This is a genomic window from Micromonospora sp. LH3U1, from assembly GCF_028475105.1.
Classification (GTDB): domain Bacteria; phylum Actinomycetota; class Actinomycetes; order Mycobacteriales; family Micromonosporaceae; genus Micromonospora.
The window spans coordinates 6204955-6224506 of the sequence record NZ_CP116936.1 but is presented as its reverse complement, the minus strand read 5'-3'; the positions used below and the strand labels follow the sequence as shown (position 1 = coordinate 6224506).

The following is a 19552-nucleotide window of genomic DNA, read 5'->3' as shown; positions in this document are numbered from 1 at the left end:
CTTCCCCGCGATCTTGCACTTGCTGCCCCGGCATAAAGGGCGGACCCGAGCGAATCAGGGACCAAAAGTGCAAGATCGCGGGGAAGGTGGGGGTCAGTTCTTGACGACCAGGGTGGGGTGGGCTGCCAGATAGGCGTCGGCGCGGCCGGCGCGGAGCTCGGTGAGGAACGTCTTCCCGACAGCGGTGAGCTGTTCACCGCGATAGGCGCTGCCCTTGCCGACGCCGGCACCGGGCAGGCTGACCAGCGTGAAACGGTTCTCCGGCAGACCGCTCAGGGCGTACGCGATATCGACGATCCGGCGCCCGCCCACGTAGACCAGCGTGTCGCCCAGCGCGGCGACCACCTGGTCGACCCGCTCGGGTTGCCGAGCCAGGCCCTCGTCCAGGATCTTGCGGGTCATTGCCCGGATCAGCTGCTGCTGGTGACGCTGCCGGGCGTAGTCACCGCCGGTGATGTAGCGCTGCCGCGCGTAGTCCAGCGCCTGCCAGCCGTTGAGGTGCTGGGTGCCCTTCTCGTAGACCTGCTGCGGCCCGGTGTACCCGCCCGGCGCGCTCTCCCGGTACTTGCCGTCCGGTCGGCGGTGCATCGAGGCGACCCGCTGATCGACGTAGATGTCCACCCCGCCCAGGGCGTTGACCAGCCGGTCGAACCCGTTGAACGTGAGCACCGCACCGGCGTCGATGCGCAGCCCGGTGTACCCGCTGACCGCGCTGCGCAGCAGCTCGTACCCCTGGGCTGTGCTCGGCTGTTTGGGTTTGCCCGGCACCCGGCTGCCGAAGCTCATCGCGTGGGTGAGCTTGGTCTTGCCGCCCTTGTAGTCAGCCTTGGGGAACGCCGGGATGTCCACCAGCAGGTCGCGGGGGAGCGAGAAGAGGTACGCCCGACCCAACCCCTTGGGTACGTGCAGCACCAGCACGGCGTCCGAGTGCGGCTCCCACCCGGGCACGCTGACCCGGGTGTCCACACCGACCAGCAGCAGGTTGAGCGGGCCGGTGATGTCCGCGCCCGGCGGTGGGCCGCTGGGGCTCGGGGTGGGTGTGCCGACCGGCGACGGGGTCGGCGAGCCGGCTACCGGAGCGCCACGGTCCGGCTTGCTGTCGCCGGTCAGCCGGGTGATCACCACCGCGCTCGCCGCGATCAACGCGACGGCGGCGAGGGCCGTCAGCCCCAGCAGCAGCCACCGTTGGCGCGGCGCCATCGACCCGAGGATCATCTTTTATTCCTTCCACCCGTCTCCGGAACAACGCTCCGACGGGTGCTCCGGGTTGTGGCCGGGAGGCGCCGGGTCGGTCGGCCGGTGCATGATCGCGCGAAAACGGGCGCTGGCGCGAGCGCTACTGGCGAGTAATGATGCATCCATGCGGTATGACGTGGTCGTCATCGGGTCCGGCTTCGGCGGCAGCGTCACCGCGCTTCGGCTGGCCGAGAAGGGCTATTCGGTCGCTGTGCTGGAAGCCGGTCGGCGTTTCGCCGACGACGAGTTTCCGCAGACGTCCTGGCGTGCCCGCCGGTTCCTCTGGGCACCGAAGCTGGGCTGCTACGGCATTCAGCGGCTCACCCTGCTCCGTCCGGCCGACCGACGTTCCGGCAATGGGGTGCTGGTGCTCTCCGGCGCCGGGGTGGGTGGCGGTTCACTGGTCTACGCGAACACCCTCTACGAGCCGCTGCCAGCCTTCTACACCGACCCGCAGTGGCGGGACATCACCGACTGGCGTGACGAGTTGACCCGCCACTACGACCAGGCGAAGCGGATGCTCGGCGTCACCACGTACCCCGTGGACACCGGCGCGGACCGCGCCATGCGGGCGGTGGCCGAGCGGATGGGGGTCGGGCACACCTTCCACGCCACCCCGGTGGGTGTGCACATCGGCCGCCCCGGCCAGCGGGTCGCCGACCCGTACTTCGGTGGCGCCGGCCCGGAGCGCACCGGCTGCCTGCACTGCGGCTCGTGCATGACCGGCTGCCGGCACGGGGCGAAGAACACACTGGTCAAGAACTACCTGTGGCTCGCCGAGCGGCTGGGCGCCATCGTGCACCCGCTGACCACCGTGACCGCCGTCAAACCCGCAGCAGAGGGCGGGTACGAGGTGCACACCGTCCGCACCGGCGCCTGGGTGCGTCACCGCCGCCAGGTGATCCGCGCCGACCAGGTGGTCTTCGCCGCCGGGGCGCTCGGCACCCAACGGCTGCTGCACGCGATGAAGGACGACGGCGTGCTGCCCGAACTCTCTCCCCGCCTGGGCGAGCTGACCCGGACCAACTCGGAGGCCATCCTGGGCGCCTCGGTGGCACGCCAGCAGGCCCGGTCCGAAGGGCTGGACTTCACCGACGGCGTGGCGATCACCAGCTCGTTCCACCCCGACCCGCAGACCCACATCGAGCCGGTCCGCTACGGGCGCGGCTCCAACGCCATGGGGCTGCTCCAGTCGCTGCTGGTCGACGGCGGCCCACACCGGGTGCGGCGCTGGCTCGGCAGCATCGTGCGGCAGCCAGGGCTGGCCGCCCGGATGCTGTCGGTGCGCGGCTGGTCGGAGCGGACGGTGATCGCCCTGGTGATGCAGTCGGTGGACAACTCGCTGACCACGCGCTGGCGGCGCGGCGCGCTCGGCCGCCGGCTGGTCACCGGCCCGGGCCACGGCACGCCGAGCCCGACCTGGATCCCGGCCGGCAACACCGCCGCCCGGCTGCTCGCCGACGAGATCGGCGGCACCCCCGGAGGCTCGCTCACCGAGCCGTTCGACATCCCGGTGACCGCGCACATCCTGGGCGGGGCGGTGATCGGGGCGACCCCGGCCGACGGGGTGATCGACCCCTGGCACCGGGTGTACGGCCATCCCGGGCTGCACGTCGTCGACGGCGCCGCGGTCTCGGCCAACCTCGGCGTGAACCCCTCGTTGACGATCACCGCGCAGGCGGAACGAGCGATGTCCTTCTGGCCCAACAAGGGCGAGGAGGACCCCCGCCCGGCGCTGGATACGCCGTACCGTCGGCTGACCCCCGTACCCCCGCACCACCCGGCGGTGCCGACGAACGCCCCGGGCGCGCTGCGCGGCTGAGCCCGGCTGGCGTCCGGGGCGAGCCGGTGCCGGGAGCGGCCGTGACTGTCGGTAGGCTTTGTGCACATGAGCCTGCCTCGCCCCGTCCTTGTGGTGGACTTCGGAGCCCAGTACGCCCAGCTCATCGCCCGCCGGGTCCGTGAGGCGAAGGTCTACTCCGAGATCGTGCCGCACTCGATGCCGATCGCCGAGATGCTGGCGAAGAACCCGGCCGCGATCATCCTCTCCGGTGGCCCGGCCAGCGTCTACGCGCCGGACGCGCCGCAGATCGACGCGGGCCTGTTCACCGCCGACGTGCCGGTCTTCGGCATCTGCTACGGCTTCCAGGCGATGGCCCAGGCGCTCGGCGGCACGGTCACGAAGACCGGCAACCGTGAGTACGGTGGCACGCCGCTGCGCCCCCGCCTCCTCGACCCCGGTGTGCTGCTCCGCGACCTGCCCGCCGACCTGCCGGTGTGGATGAGCCACGGCGACTGCGTCACCGAGGCGCCCGAAGGCTTCACGGTGACCGCCGAGTCGGCGGGCGCACCGGTCGCCGCATTCGAGGACGTGGCCGGGCGCCGGGCCGGCGTGCAGTTCCACCCCGAGGTCGGGCACACCGCGCACGGCCAGGAGATGCTGACCCGTTTCCTCTACGACATCGCCGGCATCGCGCCGACCTGGACGCCCGAGAACATCATCGACGAGCAGGTTGCCCGGATCCGCGCCCAGATCGGCGACAAGGAGGTCATCTGCGGCCTGTCCGGCGGGGTGGACTCGGCGGTCGCCGCCGCGCTGGTGCACAAGGCGGTCGGTGACCAGCTCACCTGCGTCTTCGTCGACCACGGCCTGCTGCGCGCCGGCGAGGCCGAGCAGGTGGAGAAGGACTACGTGGCCGCCACCGGCATCAAGCTGAAGGTGGTCGACGCGGCCGACCGGTTCCTCGGCGCGCTGGCCGAGGTGACCGACCCCGAGCAGAAGCGCAAGATCATTGGCCGGGAGTTCATCCGGGTCTTCGAGGCCGCGGCCCGCGAGATCGCCGCACACGGTGACGTGGAGTTCCTGGTCCAGGGCACCCTCTACCCGGACGTGGTCGAGTCCGGCGGCGGCACCGGCACCGCCAACATCAAGAGCCACCACAACGTCGGCGGCCTGCCGGAGGACCTGAAGTTCGCGCTGGTCGAGCCGCTGCGCACGCTGTTCAAGGACGAGGTCCGCGCGCTCGGCCTGCAGCTGGGCCTGCCCGAGGCGATGGTCTGGCGGCACCCGTTCCCGGGCCCCGGCCTGGCCATCCGGATCATCGGCGCGGTCAACCAGGAGCGCCTCGACCTGCTCCGCGAGGCCGACCTGATCGCCCGTGAGGAGCTGACCGCCGCCGGCCTGGACCGGGGAGTGTGGCAGTTCCCGGTGGTGCTGCTGGCCGACGTGCGCAGCGTCGGTGTGCAGGGAGACGGACGCAGTTACGGGCATCCCGTAGTGCTGCGCCCCGTCTCCAGCGAGGACGCGATGACGGCGGACTGGTCGCGACTGCCCTACGAGGTGGTTGCCCGGATCTCCACCCGGATCACCAACGAGGTGGCTGAGGTGAACCGGGTGGTGCTGGACGTGACCAGCAAGCCGCCGGGCACCATCGAGTGGGAGTGAGTGCGGCTCACGCGGCGTACGGCGGGCTCGGCGGCGTGTTCGACGGGGTCGTCGGCGGGTAGGGCTGGCTCGTCGGCGGGTAGGGCTGCGTCGGGGCGTACCCCGGCTCCGGCCCGCCCGGCGCGGGCCCGGCGGTGGGCTGCGGGCCTGCCTGCGGCGCGACGCCCGCCGCGTGCGGCCAGGCCGGCGCGCCGGTGGGCTCCTCCGGCATCAGGAACCACATGATCGGGTACGCGAACAGTGCGAGCCCGCCGGTGAGCAGGCCGCTGACCGCGAAGATCACCCGGACCAGGGTGGGGTCGACGGCGAAGTAGCGGCCGATGCCGCTGGCGACCCCCGCGACCATGCGGTCGGTGGTGGGTCGACGGAGCTGCTTGTACGGGGCGCGGGGAGCGGTGGTGGATGTCATACCCCAACAGTCCGCGCCAGTGCCCGGCCTGCCCTCGGTGACCGCCCGGATCCTTACCCTGACCAATCCCTGATCAGGGTCAGACAGTCAGGAATCCGACTCTTTTCCGTTCCGGTAACCCAGCCCGGGGAGAATTTGCTTCCGTGACCACCTTGCTGGAGCCGCTCCGCAGGATCGCGGCATACGCAGTTTGTGCTGATTCAAGAGGCCGAGTGTTGCTGGTCCGCGCATCGGAGCGCTCCGGCACCCCCGGCACATGGTCGCTGCCCGGCGGGGCGGTCGACCACGGCGAGGACCCAAACCACACGGTGGTCCGCGAAACTGCCGCCGAGACCGGTCTCTCCGTCGCCGTCTCAGGCCTGGCCGACGTGCTCGCCGACATGCGGGCGCTACCGGAGCGCGGCATCACCATCCACACCGACCGGTTGATCTACCGGGTGGCGGTGCGCGGCGGCACACTGGCCGATCGGGTCGGCGAGCGCCCCACCGACCTGGCCCGCTGGTACACCCTCGACGAGGCGCGCGAGCTGCCGCTGCGCTCGTTCACCGCACGTGCCCTCGGGCTGCCCGCCTCCTCGGCCGACGTGGTGCCCGACGAGGCGCCCGAATTCCCCTCCTTCTACGCGGTGCCCGGCCCCGACGGGCTGCACCGCGCGCAGCGCTTCGCCGCGTACGCGGTGTGCACAGACCCGGCCGGTCGGGTGCTACTCACCCGGGTCTCCGACGGCTACCCCGGCGCCGGCTGCTGGCACCTTCCGGGCGGCGGCACCGACTACGGCGAGCAGCCCGGCGCGGCGCTGATCCGGGAACTTGTCGAAGAGACCGGGCAGACCGGCCGCCTGGTCGAGCTCCTCGGGGTGGCCAGCCACCGCGACGCCGCCTCGCTCGGCCCCGAGGGCTACCCGATCGACTGGCACGGCGTACGCGCCTTCTACCGCGTGGTGGTCGACCAGCCCAACCCGCTGACCATCGCCGACGTGGGCGGTTCCACCTGCGAGGCCCGCTGGTTCGCCCGCGAGGAACTGGGCGCTCTCCCCACCGACCACCTCACCGAGGTAACCGCCGAAGCAGTCCAAGCCGCCCAACTCACCTGACCCTCCGACCGTTCCGACCTCGCGCGGTCGTACGCCTGGAGGGTCGGGCGTCCGTGCGGTCGGGTGGTCGTGGGATGGGTCGTCGTGGGTGGGGTCGTCCTGAAGCCGGGCGTCCGTGCGGTCGGTGGTCGTGCATCCGATGGCCGTGGGGCCGTGGGGCCGTGGGTCGGGTTGTCGCGCGGTCGGGTGGCCGGGCGGTTGGGTGCTCGCGCGGTCGGGTGGCCGGGCGGCGATCCGGAGGCTCGATGGGGCGCGGTCGGCGGGAAGCTCGCGCCCAGGCGGTGCAGCCGACTGATCGACTCGTGTTCGCTGAAATCGCGGTATCCCAGCGACGGGATGCCGCGACATCAGTGAAACGGAGTTGATCACCTGCCGGCTCGCCTGCATGCAACGCGAATGGCCGGCATAGTGCGGACGAATAGCGCGAAACGGACGCCCGGCAGGGTGTGCGCCGACCCGACCAGGCTGGCCCCGGAATGGTAGGAGTCCCCGCCCGCCGCCCGCCGCCCGCCGCCCGCCGCCCGCCGCCCTTCGACCCCCGGCCGCCCTTCGACCCCGGCCGTCCGGCCGCCCTTCGACCCCGGCCGTCCGGCCGCCCTTCGACCTCCGGCCGCCCTTCGACCTCCGGCCGCCCGGCCGCCCCTTGACCCCCGCCGCACCGGGCCGTCTCCGCCAGCTCCCGCCAGCCCCGCAGCCACCCCCGCACCCCCCGCAGCCCTCGCGGCGGCCCCCGCCAGCCCTGCACCCCTCAAGGCCGCCCCGCCGCCCCACTCCGCGTTGATCATGAAGTTATTGTCAGGACGCGCCGGGATGGATGGCGATAACTTCATGATCGACGGGCGTTGCGGCGGGGAGCGGAGTGGGTGGGGATGGAACTTGCGCGACGGGTCCGGGTTTATGGGATTTTGTGGGACTCGGGCCGAGTGCTGGTTGTTCGGGACGGGGTCGAGGGTGAGTTTCCGGGGGTGTGGCGGCTGCCAGGCGGGGCCGTCGCGCACGCTGAGCACCCGGAGCGCGCCGTGGTCCGCGAGGTTGCCGAGCAGACCGGGCTGACAGTGGCGGTGAGTCGGTTGCGTGCGGTGGTCGCCGACGTGAGCCCCTATCTGGAGGACGACGTCGCGCTGCACACTGACCGGCTGTTGTTCGAGCTCAACACGCATGACCGCACGCTGGCCGGCGGCGCGGTGGCCGGCGGCGCGCTTGGTGAGGCTGGAGGCGGCCCGGTCGACCAGGGGCGGTGGCTCACGCTGGCCGAGGTGGCGCAGCTGCCACTGACACCGTTCACCGCCGAGGTGCTCGGCTTGCCGGTCACTCCGTTGCCGCCCGGAACGCACCGTTCGCGCGAGCCGTTTCCGCCGCCGCACCCCGATCGCCGGTTGCGCTTCGGGGCGTACGGGCTGGTTACCGACCCGGCCGGGCGAATCCTGCTCACGCAGATCGCGGACGGTTATCCGGGGGCCGGCCAGTGGCACCTGCCCGGCGGTGGCACCGATCATGGTGAGCAGCCGACTACCGGGCTGCTTCGGGAGTTGGTCGAGGAGGGTGGTCAGCTGGGCCGGGTGGTGGAGCTCCTCGGCGTCGACAATCTGCACAATCCTGCCGCACTCGGCCCGGAAGGTCGGCCGTTGGACTGGCATGGCGTACGGGTGATCTATCGGGTGCTTGTGGACGTACCTACTGATGCGGTGGTCACCGAATCCGCCGGGGGCTCGACGGCGCGGGCTGGGTGGTTCACGCGGGCCCAGGCCGTTGACCTGCCGTTGAGCGATATCGCTGCCTCGGCAATCGGACGGAGTGGCCGATAGCACACCGCTCGGTGAGCCGACATGGTGACCCTCCGGTACAGTCAAAGGCGGGAATGATGGAGGAAACGGGCGATGAAGCCCGGGATGGGAACAAGCGAGCGGTTCGAGCGGTTTAAGCCAGATATAAGTACCGCCGGCAGCTATCGCCAAGCCCTGTTTCCCTATGCGATGGTGTACTCCGCAAAACGGCTGCCGGGCCACGCAAGGTCCGGCACGAGACAGCCGGACACCCGCCCCACGGCGGTAAGCCGATCCGGTGATGGAGGAAACGTGCCGAGAGCCCCATGGCGCCGGCGTCGTACGACTGACAGTCCGCGCCCCGCAGGGCGTCGCTGGGCGGGCCGGTTGCGCCGCAGCAGCACGTTCGCCCGCCAGGTGCTGTTGGTCCGGGTTGGTCGCCGTGACGGTGACCTGCACGGGACCGACGTAGCCCAGCCCGAGCACCGGTACGCCGACCGGCAGCGCCGTCGCTACGGTCTGGACCGGCTCAGCCGCCCGGCTCAGAGCGTCGGTCGGGCCGAGATCGAGGCGGTCATGCCGGTCAGCCCGGCGATGCCGCCGATGGCGCACGTCGACGAAGACTCGTCCCGGTCGATCCCACTGCTCCCCGGCGAGCGCACCATGGCCCGCCGGATGAAGTTCGGTCTGGTCAACGCCTGCACGCTGGCCAGCCTGATGCTCGGCATGTTGGCCATCTTCCTGGCCATGCAGGGCGAGGTGCGCATCGCCGCGCTCTGCCTCATCGCCTGCGTCGGCTTCGACGGTCTGGACGGCGCACTGGCCCGCCGGCTCGGCGTGGCCAGCCCGTTCGGCGCGCAGATGGACTCACTGGCCGACATGTGCTCGTTCGGTCTCGCCGCGCCGGTCGTGGTCTACGCCTCGCTCGCCGGCTCCGTTTCCACGGCCGCCGCGGCAGTGGCGTGCGCCCTGGTCGCGGCGTGTGCCGCGATTCGACTGGCCCGCTTCAACGTCTCGCCGAAGGACGGCCGCTTCTTCTGCGGGGTGCCCACCACCATGGCCGCCGCGGTGCTCGCCCTGACCGTGGCGATCGGCCTGCCGGTGCCCGGTGCCGTGCTGGTCGCCGGGGTGGCGCTGCTCGCCTTCGCGATGGTTTCGAGCTTCCCGTACGCCAAGCTCGCCCGCCTGGTGAAGCTGCCGCCGTGGCTCTGGCTGGCCCCAGTGATCGGCGCGTTGGTCGACATCCGGCTCACGTTCGCCCTGATCGTGGTGGGCTACCTGGTCAGCGGGCCGGTGCTCTGGCTGCGGCAGCGTCGTACCGCCTGATCCGAGCAGACAGAACGGGGCGCCGCGAACAGCGGCGCCCCGTTTCTCGTTGGCGGGTCAGCGCCAGCGGGCGATGACCGTGGACCCGCCGACCACCTTGTCGCCCGGCCCGACCAGCGGGTCCGCGGCCTCGGCGGGGAGGTAGACGTCGGTCCGTGAGCCGAACCGGATCAGGCCGAAGCGCTCACCCTTGGCCAGTAGCGCGCCGATCGGCGCGCGCTGCACGATCCGGCGGGCGATCAGCCCGGTGCGCTGCGCGACCACCACCGTGCCGCGAGCGGTGTCCAGCACGGTGTACGCCGCCACGTTGTGCTCGGCGTCCGGCTTCATCGCGTTGACGAAGCCGCCGTCGGCGACGAAGTAGTCCACCACCTTGCCGGCGACCGGGGCGCGGTTGACGTGCACGTCCAGCACTGACAGGAAGACCGCGACCCGCAGCCACTCGCCGTCGCCGAAACGCTCGTCGTGCAGCCGCTGCACCGACAGGACCCGCCCGTCCGCGCTGGCGACCACGGCGGTCGGGTCTTCCGGCACGTCCCGCTCCGGGTCGCGGAAGAACGCGGCGACCGGCCCGGCGGCCAGCGCCGGCAGCAGCCAGAGCTTGGACGACGGACGCGCCACCCGGGCCAGCGCCGCGAGGCCCAGCGCGATGCCCGCGGCGGCCACGCCGTTGGAGTCGATGTGCATACCGCGGGTCAGCGGCACACTCGACGGCCGGTGCGCGGGGGTCAGCCGGTCGGCGGCGGCCGGGCTTGCCGGGGTGAACCGCAGCCGGTAGACCCGTACCGGCGGCGAGTTGCGCAGCACCAGATCGGCGCCGACGCCGTAGAGGGCGTCCTGTCGAGCCAGTTCGGCGGCGGCGCCAGTGGTCCGGCCGGGCGTGGCGGTGGTCGCCACGCTCAGTACCGCGCCGTCGGAGAGGTACTTGGTCAGCCCCTCGATGCCGCTGCGGGTCTCCTCGGCGGTGCCGGTGAACACCTCACCGGCGATAACGACCCCGGCAGCCTCAGCCTCGGCCAGCGAGTCGACGACGCCCACCCGGTCGGCGACCCAGCTGCCCTGGGCGTTGACGTGCTCGCGGAGCGCGGCAGCGCCGGACGGCTCGGCGGGCACCACGGTGAGACGGTCACCGGGCAGCAGCGCCTCGATCGCCGCGGCCAGCACCGCGGATTCCGGGCTCGCCCCGACCAGCAGGGCGATCTTGGGATCGTTGATCCGGGCCAGTTCGGTGACGAGCGTTCGGGCGGCTCGCTCGCCGATGCGGACCGGACCGGACCGACCGGTGGTACGCACGGCGGGGGACTGGGTCATGTCGGGCGGGCTCCTGACGGGGGTAGAGACGGGAATCGCGGCGGGACCGCCATGGCGGGACGGGCCGGCCGGCGGAGGCGAGATCTCCACCGGCCAGCATATGCGTCCGTTCGCGCCAGCCGCACCGCTGTGGCGGTGGAGTAGGCCGACGCCGGCAGGCGCCCGAGGTCAGACCTCCCTGCGCCGGCCCTCCCGCTCGTCGTCCGGTTGATCGCCGACGGCCTCGACCGGGTGGTCGGGCCGGGTCGGCTCGTCCCCCTCGACCGGTACCGGTCGGGCGAGGATCCCGGTGGTCGGCTCCTCGGTCCCGTCGTCGGGCTGGCCGCTCACCGGAGCGGTCTGCGGATCCGACGGAGGATGAGCCAGCCAGGCCGGGTGGATCACCTCGGTGGTCGGTGTCTGTGGCGTCGGCCCCGGCAAGGGAGCGTCCCAGGTGGACCGCTCGGCCTCCCAGACCGGCAGAGCCGCGCCAGAGGTCGGCACGGCGGCACCGGAAACCGGCGCGGACGCGCCGGAGACAGACGCGCCGGAGACGGGTGCGGCTGCCTCGGTGGCACCGGCCTCGGCGGTCGGCTCCGGCCTGCCCGGCCGACCCGAACGCAGTGCGCCGACCAGCCCGAAGACTCCGATCAGGATGAGTGCGCTGGCCAGGAACCAGCCGACCGGTGGCAACGCGAGCCCGAGCAGTTGGGCGAGCAGCCACCAGGCGGACAGCGCCAGGAACACGAGCCCGAAGGCGAACGACACCAGATCCGTGCGGTGAGCCTTCACCGGGTCACCTCCAGGTTGCCGGCATTGACATGGATGTAGAGGCGCAGGGTTCCGCCGCCGGGCCCGTCCACGCCGAGGTCGGTAATCTCCCGCAGGCGGCCGTCCAGCCCTCCGGATCGGTTGCCGAAGATGGTGGCGTCACCCGCGTTGACGTCGGCCACCGTGGTGACGTCCACGTTCGGGGGTACGACCACCGTCGCCTTGCCGAAGTTGATGGCGACGGTCACCTGGCTGTCCCGCTTCGCGAAGTCGATCCCCCGCAGGTCGAGCACGGCGTCACCGAAGCTGTTCTCGTACCGGTCGGCGAGGTCGCGATAGTCGGTGGGCGCCCAGGTCACCGCGCCGTCGACCCCGCGGATCCGGTCGTAGGACTCGGCGACGGTCGCCGTGCCCAGCGCCGCCGCGGTCACCAGGCCGAGCGCGATGAGCCAGCGGGCCCGCCCGAACCAGGTGCCGACCAGCAGCCCCAGCGCGATCGTGGCCAGCGCGGCCGCGAAGTACGCCGAGGCGCTGATGGCGAACACGTCCAGCAGGTCGAGCAGGGCGACCACCCCGAGGACCAGGAAGATCAGCGAGAAGGTCACCGCGCCGAGTGGCGAACGCTCCCGGGGGCGCTTCGGCGGCTTCGGTGGTTTGGGCGGGGGAGATGCGGCCGGGGCCGGCGAGGCGTACGGGCCGTGTGGCGCGAACGGGGGCGGTATCCGGACGGTGGCGCGGCGGTCGGGTAGCCGGACGGGGCAGCGGGTGCGCCGGTCACCGGCGCCGACGGCCAACCGGCGCTGGGCGTGCCGGTGCTCGGCCAGCCCGTGGCCGGTGCCGGCCAGCCGGCCTGGACAGTCGTCGTGCCGGCCGGCTGCCCGGACAGCGGGCCCGCCCCGGACACCGGCTGCGCCGTGGCGGTCGGCTGCACGTCGTACGCCGGGGTGGTGACGGTGGGCGCTCCCCATCGTCGCGGTCGCGGATGCCGTATCGCCGCCGACCATCGGTGCCGTCGCCAGCGGGCCGGTCGGCGGCGCCGCACCGTACGACGGCGCGGGCCAGGCCACCGGTGGGACCGGACCGGGCGGGGTGCCGGACGGCGCGGACGGTGCCGGACCGCCCGGGGTGCCGGGCTGTGGGTTGCGGCTGTCCCGGTTGAGCAGCAGCGCGCCGGCGACCAGGATGGCCGCGCCGAGCAGCACCGCGCGGAAGGCGTCGGTGACGATGTAGCCGAAGCTGGCCGCGACCAGGATGCCCAGGATGATCACCGTCACCGGCGACATGCTGGAGCGACCGCGGCCGAGCATGGACTCGACCGGGGACGCGGTGTCGCCCTCGTTCGGGATGATCAGCCAGGCGGCGACGTACACCAGGATGCCGATGCCCCCGAAGAACCCGAGCACCGCGAGCAGCACCCGCCAGAGCACCGGATCGGTGTTGGTGGCTCGTCCGATCGCCGCGCAGACGCCAGCCAGATACCGCCCCTCGCGGGGACGGACCAGCCCGTACCGTGAGGTGAAACCAGTGCCGCCCAGCGGCGGCGGCGTCGCGGACGGACCGGGACCACCCTGCCCGGGTGGCGTGCCGCCGACCCCGTAGCCGGTGCCGGCCGCGAACCCCGGGCCCGGGCCGTAGCCCGGGGCGGGCGGCCCGTAGCCGCCGGCCGGATCGCCTGGTGCGGTGTCGGCGGCGGAGCCGGAGCCGGTGTACGGGCCGAACGTGCTCGGCTCGGTCCATTCGGCGGGCGTGGCGGCTGGCGGGGGCGGTGATGAACCGCCCGGCTGTGCCGACCCCGGTCGGGGTGGCGGGGCAGCTTCCTCGGTCATGCTTCGATCCTGCTGCCAGGTGAGCCCGAGCGACCTCAGGACCCGACCCTGACCCCACCCTGAGATCCGGCGGCCGGAATGTCGGGGGCGTCCCCGTGGTCGTGGACGCCGCAGCGTGTGACGATCGGTTCACCGACCTCGACCAGTCCGCCACCGTGACCAGGGAGCCTCCGATCAGCACTGTGAGTCCGCCCCCGCGCCTCTACCGGGCCCCCGAGCACCGGATGGCCGCCGGCGTCGCCGCCGGTATCGCCGACCATCTCGGCATCTCGGTGCTGCGGGTGCGCGTCGCGTTCATGGTTCTGCTCGGGCTGAGCGGGCTCGGCCTGCTGCTCTACGCGGCCTTCTGGGCGGTGGTGCCGCTGCGGCCCGGCGACACGGCGGTGCCGCCCCGACGCGACGTGGCCCAACTCCTGCCCTTCGTGGGGATCGGGCTCGGCGTGCTGCTGATCCAGGTGATGGTCTTCGACTCGGTCGGTGCGGCGGGCACCGCCGGCTGGCTGGTGGCCATCATCGCGGTCGGCGCCGGGGTCATCTGGCACCAGTCCGCGCCTGAGCGGCGGCGGCAGTGGGGTGACACGATGCCGGTGCCCTGGCTCGGCGCGGTCGTCGAGGAGAGCGACCGGCGTGCCTTCGTGCTCCGGTTCATCGGCGGTGGCGTGCTGGTCGCGGTCGGCATCATCGGCGTCGCGGCGGTCTACTCGCCGGCGCAGAACTTCGACGCGGTCATCAACGGCGTGATCTTCGCACTGGTCGGGCTGGCGGGCGTCGGCGTGGTCGCCGCGCCGGTGCTCTGGCGGACGTACAGCCAGCTCCGCTCGGAGCGCGAGGGGCGCATCCGCGAGCAGGAGCGGGCCGAGCTGGCCGCCATGGTGCACGACCAGGTGCTGCACACGTTGGCGCTGATCCAGCGCAATGCCAGCGACGTCAAGACGGTGCAGCGGCTGGCCCGAGGGCAGGAGCGTTCCCTGCGCAACTGGCTCTACAAGCCGACGGCGTCGCCGAGTGAGCGTTTCGCCGCCGCGCTGGAGCAGGCCGCAGCCGAGGTCGAGGACACCTTCGCGATCACCGTGGAGACGGTGGTGGTCGGGGACCGGGAGACCGACGAGAAGGTCGGCGCGCTGGTCGCGGCCGCGCGAGAGGCTCTGGTCAACGCGGCCCGCCACGCTGAGGTGCAGACCGTGTCGCTCTACGCCGAGGTGGAGCCCGATCAGGTCAGCGTCTTCGTCCGGGACCGGGGGAAGGGCTTCGATCCGGATACCGTGGAGGACCACCGGCACGGCGTACGCGGCTCGATCATCGGGCGGATGAAGCGGCACGGCGGACGGGCCGAAATCCGGTCCGGCCCGGGGGAGGGGACCGAGGTCCGGTTGATCCTGCCGATCTCCCGGGACTCGTCCGCAGCGGAGAGGAACAGATGACCATGGCCGAGCAGTCGACCGAGCACCTCGACCCGGCGGATGCCCGCCCCGAGCGGCTGCGGGTGTTTCTGGTGGACGATCACGCCATGTTCCGGGCCGGGGTGCGCGCGGAGTTGGGCGCCCACGTCGAGGTGGTGGGCGAGGCGAGCACGGTCGCCGAGGCGGTGACCCGGATCGCCGCCGTTGCGCCGGACGTGGTGCTGCTCGACGTGCACATGCCCGACGGCGGCGGACGTGCGGTGCTGGAGGCGATGCGGCGCAGTCACCCGCAGGTCAAGTTCCTGGCGTTGAGCGTCTCCGACGCGGCGGAGGACGTGATCGGGTTGATCCGTGCCGGCGCCCGGGGGTACGTCACCAAGACCATCTCCCCGGACGAACTGGCCGCGGCGATCCGTCGCGTGGCCGATGGCGACGCCGTGTTCAGCCCGCGGCTGGCCGGGTTCGTGCTGGATGCCTTCGCGGCACGACCGGACGCCCCGGTGGCCGACCCCGAGCTGGACCAGCTCACCAACCGTGAGCGTGAGGTGCTGCGGCTGCTGGCCCGGGGGTACGCGTACAAGGAGATCGCCAAGGAGCTGTTCATCTCCATCAAGACGGTGGAGACGCACGTGTCGAACGTGCTGCGCAAGCTTCAGATGTCCAACCGTTACGAGCTTTCCCGCTGGGCGGCGGATCGCCGGCTCGTGTGACCGTGCCTGAGCACGGGCTGAGGATCAGAGAAATGATCTCGACGACCTCATCCACCCAGTCGGTGATGGTGCCCGTGCAGCCGTAGTCGACCTGTCCGGACGGGTGGAAACGTGAGTGGTGACGCACGTCCCACCGCGTACCCGTGGACCCGCGGAAGCTCGCCGGGCTGAACGCAGGTCGAGGGCCAATGTTCGGGGTGGCGCAACGTATTTCCTGCTCAGTGCTGCCCGCAGCAACCGTTTTATGATCATTTTTCAAGTATCGGCAACGTGGCGGGCAACTAACGGCTTGATAACGGCACCTTCACGGAAGCGGCCAGTGGGTGTCACAGTGGCAGCACCTCACCATCGGTGTGTGGCACTCCGTACGGCCCATGACCATGTCCTCGCCGCTCGCGGCGGTTCGTGGCTGTGCCTCCTGCGTCGTGTCGCGCCTCGTTGGAGGGGGAGCCCGGCGGATCGGAAACATCAGGGGGGTCTCCAACTTCCCTGTGGTCCCGACGACCCGCGCCCCGGGGTGGTCGGGCGGTGTCACCCCCCAAACGTGCGTGAAACCCACGACGGAACCTGGTTAGAAAGAGGAGGCCCCTCGGAATGAGAGTCTCGAAGCGGGCGACGAGCGCGATCGCGCTCAGCGCGGCTGCCGCGCTTGTCGCGAGCGGTTGCTCGAGTGGTGGCGATGGCGATGCTGCCGACAGCAAGGACGGCGCGATCGTTGTCCACGGTGTCCAGCCGGAGAACCCGCTGGTCCCGTCGAACACCACGGAGACCGGCGGTGGCAAGGTCATCGACTGGCTGTGGACCGGCCTGGTCGAGTACCCGAACGACGGTGGGGCCCCGCGTAACGCGCTGGCGGAGTCCATCAACACCACGGACTCCAAGGTCTTCACGATCAAGATCAAGAAGGGTACCAAGTTCCACGACGGTACCGAGGTGAAGGCGAAGAACTTCGTCGACGCCTGGAACTGGGCCGCCTACTCGCCGAACGGCGCGCAGAACGGCACCTTCTTCGCGGACATCGCGGGCTTCGACAAGACCTACACCGAGGACCCGGATGGCCCGGACAAGCCGCTGAAGGCCCCGGAGCCGTCGGCCAAGGAGATGTCCGGCCTGAAGGTCATCGACGAGCAGACCTTCGAGGTCACCCTGGCAGCGCCGACCGCGGTCTTCCCGACCAAGCTCGGCTACAGCGCCTTCATGCCGCTGCCGGACGCCTTCTTCACCATGAAGCCCGAGGACTTCGGCAAGAAGCCGATCGGTAACGGCCCGGTGAAGTTCGTGTCGTGGGACGACAACGTCCTCATCAAGCTGACGCGCTTCGACGACTACAACCTTCGCGACAAGATGAAGGTCAAGGACGTCGACGTCAAGCTCTACCAGGACGAGACGGCCGCCTACGCCGACCTGCTGGCGAACAACCTCGACTTCATGGAGGTTGTCCCCACCTCGGCGCTCGCCGGTGACAAGTGGAAGACCGACCTCGGTGACCGGGGCCTGTCGACCGTCACGCCGTCGACCGCGTTCATCGCGTTCCCGATCTACGACAAGCGCTACGCGAACCCGAAGCTGCGTCGTGCCGTGTCGCTGGCCGTGAACCGGCAGGAGATCTCGGACAAGATCTTCTTCGGCACTCGCAAGCCGGCCGACAGCTGGGCGAACCCGCTGACCCCGGGCGCCAAGCCGGGCAACTGCACCGCCTGCAAGTTCGACCCCACCACGGCCAAGCAGCTGCTGGCCGAGGCCGGTGGCTTCACCGGTGAGATGGTCTTCTACTACAACGCGGACTCCAGCCACAAGGACTGGATGGACGCCGTTGCGCAGCAGGTCAAGACCAACCTCAACATCGAGGCTCGGGCCGAGGGCGTGCCGACCTTCGCGGTCTTCCGCCAGAACGTCAACGCGCACAAGATGAACGGTCCGTACCGTGCTGCCTGGCAGCAGGACTACCCGGACGTCGAGAACTGGGTCAACCCGCTCTTCGTGACGGGTGGCTCCTCGAACGACGGCGAATACAGCAACAAGGACGTCGACGCTCTGGCCAAGTCGGCCAGCGGCGCGCCGAGCCTGGAGGCTTCGCACGAGGGCTTCGCCAAGGCCGTCGAGCTGGTCGACCAGGACGTCCCGAGCATCCCGGTCTACTTCTACGGTCAGCAGTCCGGCCACTCGGAGAAGATCAAGAAGCTCGAGCTGAACAACGTCGGCGAACTCGACATCACCTCGGTCGAGCTCTGATCCGAACGGTCTGACCCCGGGTCGGGCTCGCCACATCCGGTGAGCCCGACCCGGGGCCGTTCCGCGAGCGGGTGTTACAACACCCCACTCGCACGTTGTCACCACCGTGTCGGCCGTCCGACGCGCCCCCTGTCTGGAGGACCACCCCATGGGCCGTTATCTGTTGAGACGGCTGCTCCAACTCGTGCCGGTCTTCATCGGTACGACGTTCCTGATCTACTGGCTCGTCTGGGCCGTCCCGGGCGATCCGTTCGCCGGCAAGTGCGGCGAGCGACGCTGCCCGGACCAGTACATCGCCTTCATGACTGAGAAGTACCACCTTGACCAGAACGTCTTCGTGCAGTACGCCAACTACATGAAGAACCTGCTCCAGGGTGACTTCGGTCAGACGTTCTCGCAGCGCGAGATCGGCGACATCATCGCGACGGCGTACCCGAACACCCTGAAGCTTGCCTTGGTGGCGCTCGCCATCGAGGCCGTGATCGGCCTCGGCGCTGGCGTGCTGACCGGTCTGCGGCGCAACGGCTTCCTGGACAACCTGGTCCTGGTTTCCACGCTCTTCCTGATCGCGCTGCCGGTCTTCGTGGTCGGCTTCGTGCTCCAGTGGCTGCTGGGCGTGCAGTGGGGCATCGTCAAGCCGACCGTGTCCTCCGAGATGCGATGGTCCGAGCTGATCGTGCCGGGCTTCGTGCTCGGCAGCGCGTCGGTGGCGTACATCGCCCGGGTGGCACGTACGAGCATCGCGGAGAACCGCCGTGCCGACTACGTGCGCACCGCCATCGCCAAGGGTCTGCCGATGCGTCGGGTGGTGGGCGTGCACCTGCTGCGCAACTCGCTCATCCCGGTGGTCACCCTGCTCGGCACCGACCTCGGTGCCCTGATGGGCGGCGCGATCGTCACCGAGGGGATCTTCGGCATCAACGGTATCGGCCGCGCGGTCTACCGCGCGATCGTGACCAAGGAGAGCGCCACCGTGGTGGGCATCGTGGTCGTCCTAGTGCTGGTCTATCTCGTGATGAACCTGCTGGTTGACCTGCTCTACGCCGCCCTGGACCCGAGGATCCGTTATGAGTGACCCGAGTACCGCATCGATCGTCAGTACCCCTGGCGCGCACCCGACCGACTCTGCCGCCCCTGCCACCGTGGGCCAGCCGCAGAGCAACGAAAAGCCTCGTGGCCTGCTCGGTGACGCCTGGCGGGACCTTCGGCGCAAGCCGTTGTTCTGGATCTCCGCCACGCTGATCGTGATCTTCCTGCTGATGGCGGCCTTCCCGGCGCTGTTCGCCCCGGGCGACGCGGTCAACGGGTCGCTGTCCCGCAGCCTCAACAAGCCGTCCGCCGATGGCTGGTTCGGCTACGACGTGCAGGGCCGCGACGTCTACGCCCGGGTCATCTACGGTGCGCGGGCATCCGTCATCGTCGCCGTGCTCTCCGTGATTGGCACCCTGCTCGTCGGCGGCGCCATGGGCATCATCTCCGGCTACCGCGGTGGCTGGGTGGACGGACTGCTGAGCCGGATCGCCGACGTCTTCTTCGGGCTGCCCTTCGTGCTCGGCGCGATCGTCATTCTGACCACGTTCAACGGTTCGACCGCCGGCAACAGCAAGGCCGAGATCATGGGCCTGGTGATCGTCTCGCTGGTCGTGCTGAGTTGGCCGGTCGTGATGCGCCTGATGCGTTCCTCGGTGCTTGCCACCAAGGAAGCCGACTACATCGTCGCGGCCCGCGCCCTGGGTGCCGGCACCGGTCGGATCATCCTCAAGCACCTGCTGCCGAACTGCCTGGCCCCGCTGCTGGTCTACGGCACGATCATGGTCGGCTCGTTCATCGGCGCCGAGGCCACCCTGTCGTTCCTGGGCGTCGGTCTGAAGTCGCCAGTGGTGTCCTGGGGCATCATGATCAGCGACGGTAAGGATTTCATCCGGGTCGCGCCAGGGCTGGTCTTCTTCCCCGCCGCGTTCCTCGTCACCGCAGTGCTGAGCTTCGTGATGCTCGGTGAGGCGGTCCGCGAGGCCCTCGATCCGAAACTCCGCTAGGGGAGATCCAGTTG

At 70.8% G+C, this 19552-nt stretch carries 14 protein-coding genes and 1 pseudogene; 10 read left to right on the top strand and 5 right to left on the bottom strand.

The window, feature by feature from the left end:
- Positions 1-93: 93 nt before the first annotated feature.
- Positions 94-1215, bottom strand: a complete 1122-nt coding sequence (locus tag PCA76_RS28500; protein ID WP_272613516.1) for an LCP family protein — start codon at positions 1213-1215, stop codon at positions 94-96.
- A gap of 145 nt (positions 1216-1360) precedes the next feature.
- On the opposite strand from PCA76_RS28500, the gene PCA76_RS28495 reads away from it, so the two are divergent.
- Together PCA76_RS28495 and guaA are read left to right on the top strand one after the other, a co-directional pair.
- A complete protein-coding gene (locus PCA76_RS28495; RefSeq protein ID WP_272613515.1) occupies positions 1361-3058 on the top strand; it encodes an FAD-dependent oxidoreductase in 1698 nt (565 codons plus the stop codon).
- Between the two features lie 66 nt (positions 3059-3124).
- Entirely contained in the window at positions 3125-4681 is a 1557-nt protein-coding gene (guaA, locus tag PCA76_RS28490) for a glutamine-hydrolyzing GMP synthase (RefSeq protein WP_272613514.1), read from the top strand.
- Positions 4682-4688: 7 nt separating this feature from the next.
- Here guaA and PCA76_RS28485 read toward each other — a convergent pair whose 3' ends face one another.
- A complete protein-coding gene (locus tag PCA76_RS28485; protein ID WP_272613513.1) occupies positions 4689-5090 on the bottom strand; it encodes a PspC domain-containing protein in 402 nt (133 codons plus the stop codon).
- A gap of 143 nt (positions 5091-5233) precedes the next feature.
- Between PCA76_RS28485 and PCA76_RS28480 the strand changes: the two genes are divergently transcribed.
- The 3 genes from PCA76_RS28480 (at position 5234) to PCA76_RS28470 (ending at position 9273) form a co-directional block, all read left to right on the top strand.
- On the top strand, positions 5234-6184 hold the full coding sequence (locus PCA76_RS28480) for an NUDIX hydrolase (protein WP_272613512.1): 951 nt from the start codon (positions 5234-5236) through the stop codon (positions 6182-6184).
- Between the two features lie 869 nt (positions 6185-7053).
- Complete coding sequence (locus tag PCA76_RS28475; protein ID WP_272613511.1) at positions 7054-7989, top strand: NUDIX hydrolase; 936 nt, start codon at positions 7054-7056, stop codon at positions 7987-7989.
- 345 nt (positions 7990-8334) lie between these two features.
- On the top strand, positions 8335-9273 hold the full coding sequence (locus tag PCA76_RS28470) for a CDP-alcohol phosphatidyltransferase family protein (protein ID WP_272619701.1): 939 nt from the start codon (positions 8335-8337) through the stop codon (positions 9271-9273).
- 57 nt (positions 9274-9330) lie between these two features.
- Here the strand turns inward: PCA76_RS28470 and PCA76_RS28465 are convergent, their stop codons facing one another.
- The 3 genes and pseudogenes from PCA76_RS28465 to PCA76_RS28455 all read right to left on the bottom strand — a co-directional run bounded on the left by PCA76_RS28465 (position 9331) and on the right by PCA76_RS28455 (position 13160).
- Positions 9331-10584, bottom strand: a complete 1254-nt coding sequence (locus PCA76_RS28465; protein WP_272613510.1) for a phosphatidylserine decarboxylase — start codon at positions 10582-10584, stop codon at positions 9331-9333.
- 549 nt (positions 10585-11133) lie between these two features.
- Positions 11134-11355: pseudogene (locus PCA76_RS32915) on the bottom strand (hypothetical protein); the annotation flags it as partial.
- Complete coding sequence (locus PCA76_RS28455; RefSeq protein WP_442930170.1) at positions 11352-13160, bottom strand: PspC domain-containing protein; 1809 nt, start codon at positions 13158-13160, stop codon at positions 11352-11354. The pseudogene PCA76_RS32915 and the gene PCA76_RS28455, both read right to left, overlap by 4 nt.
- A 155-nt stretch (positions 13161-13315) precedes the next feature.
- On the opposite strand from PCA76_RS28455, the gene PCA76_RS28450 reads away from it, so the two are divergent.
- From PCA76_RS28450 to PCA76_RS28430, 5 genes are all read left to right on the top strand, one after another.
- Positions 13316-14581, top strand: a complete 1266-nt coding sequence (locus PCA76_RS28450; protein ID WP_272619698.1) for an ATP-binding protein — start codon at positions 13316-13318, stop codon at positions 14579-14581.
- Positions 14582-14583: 2 nt separating this feature from the next.
- Positions 14584-15270 carry a response regulator gene (locus PCA76_RS28445; RefSeq protein WP_272619696.1) on the top strand — a complete coding sequence of 229 codons (687 nt, stop codon included), beginning with the start codon at positions 14584-14586 and terminating at the stop codon, positions 15268-15270.
- 594 nt (positions 15271-15864) lie between these two features.
- Positions 15865-17502, top strand: a complete 1638-nt coding sequence (locus PCA76_RS28440; RefSeq protein WP_272613509.1) for a peptide ABC transporter substrate-binding protein — start codon at positions 15865-15867, stop codon at positions 17500-17502.
- A 148-nt stretch (positions 17503-17650) separates the two neighbouring features.
- The gene (locus PCA76_RS28435; protein WP_088950152.1) at positions 17651-18577 is read left to right on the top strand and encodes an ABC transporter permease; all 927 of its coding nucleotides are present in this window, start codon (positions 17651-17653) and stop codon (positions 18575-18577) included.
- On the top strand, positions 18570-19538 hold the full coding sequence (locus tag PCA76_RS28430; RefSeq protein WP_272613508.1) for an ABC transporter permease: 969 nt from the start codon (positions 18570-18572) through the stop codon (positions 19536-19538). Before PCA76_RS28435 ends, PCA76_RS28430 begins: the two co-directional genes overlap by 8 nt.
- Positions 19539-19552: the final 14 nt, after the last annotated feature.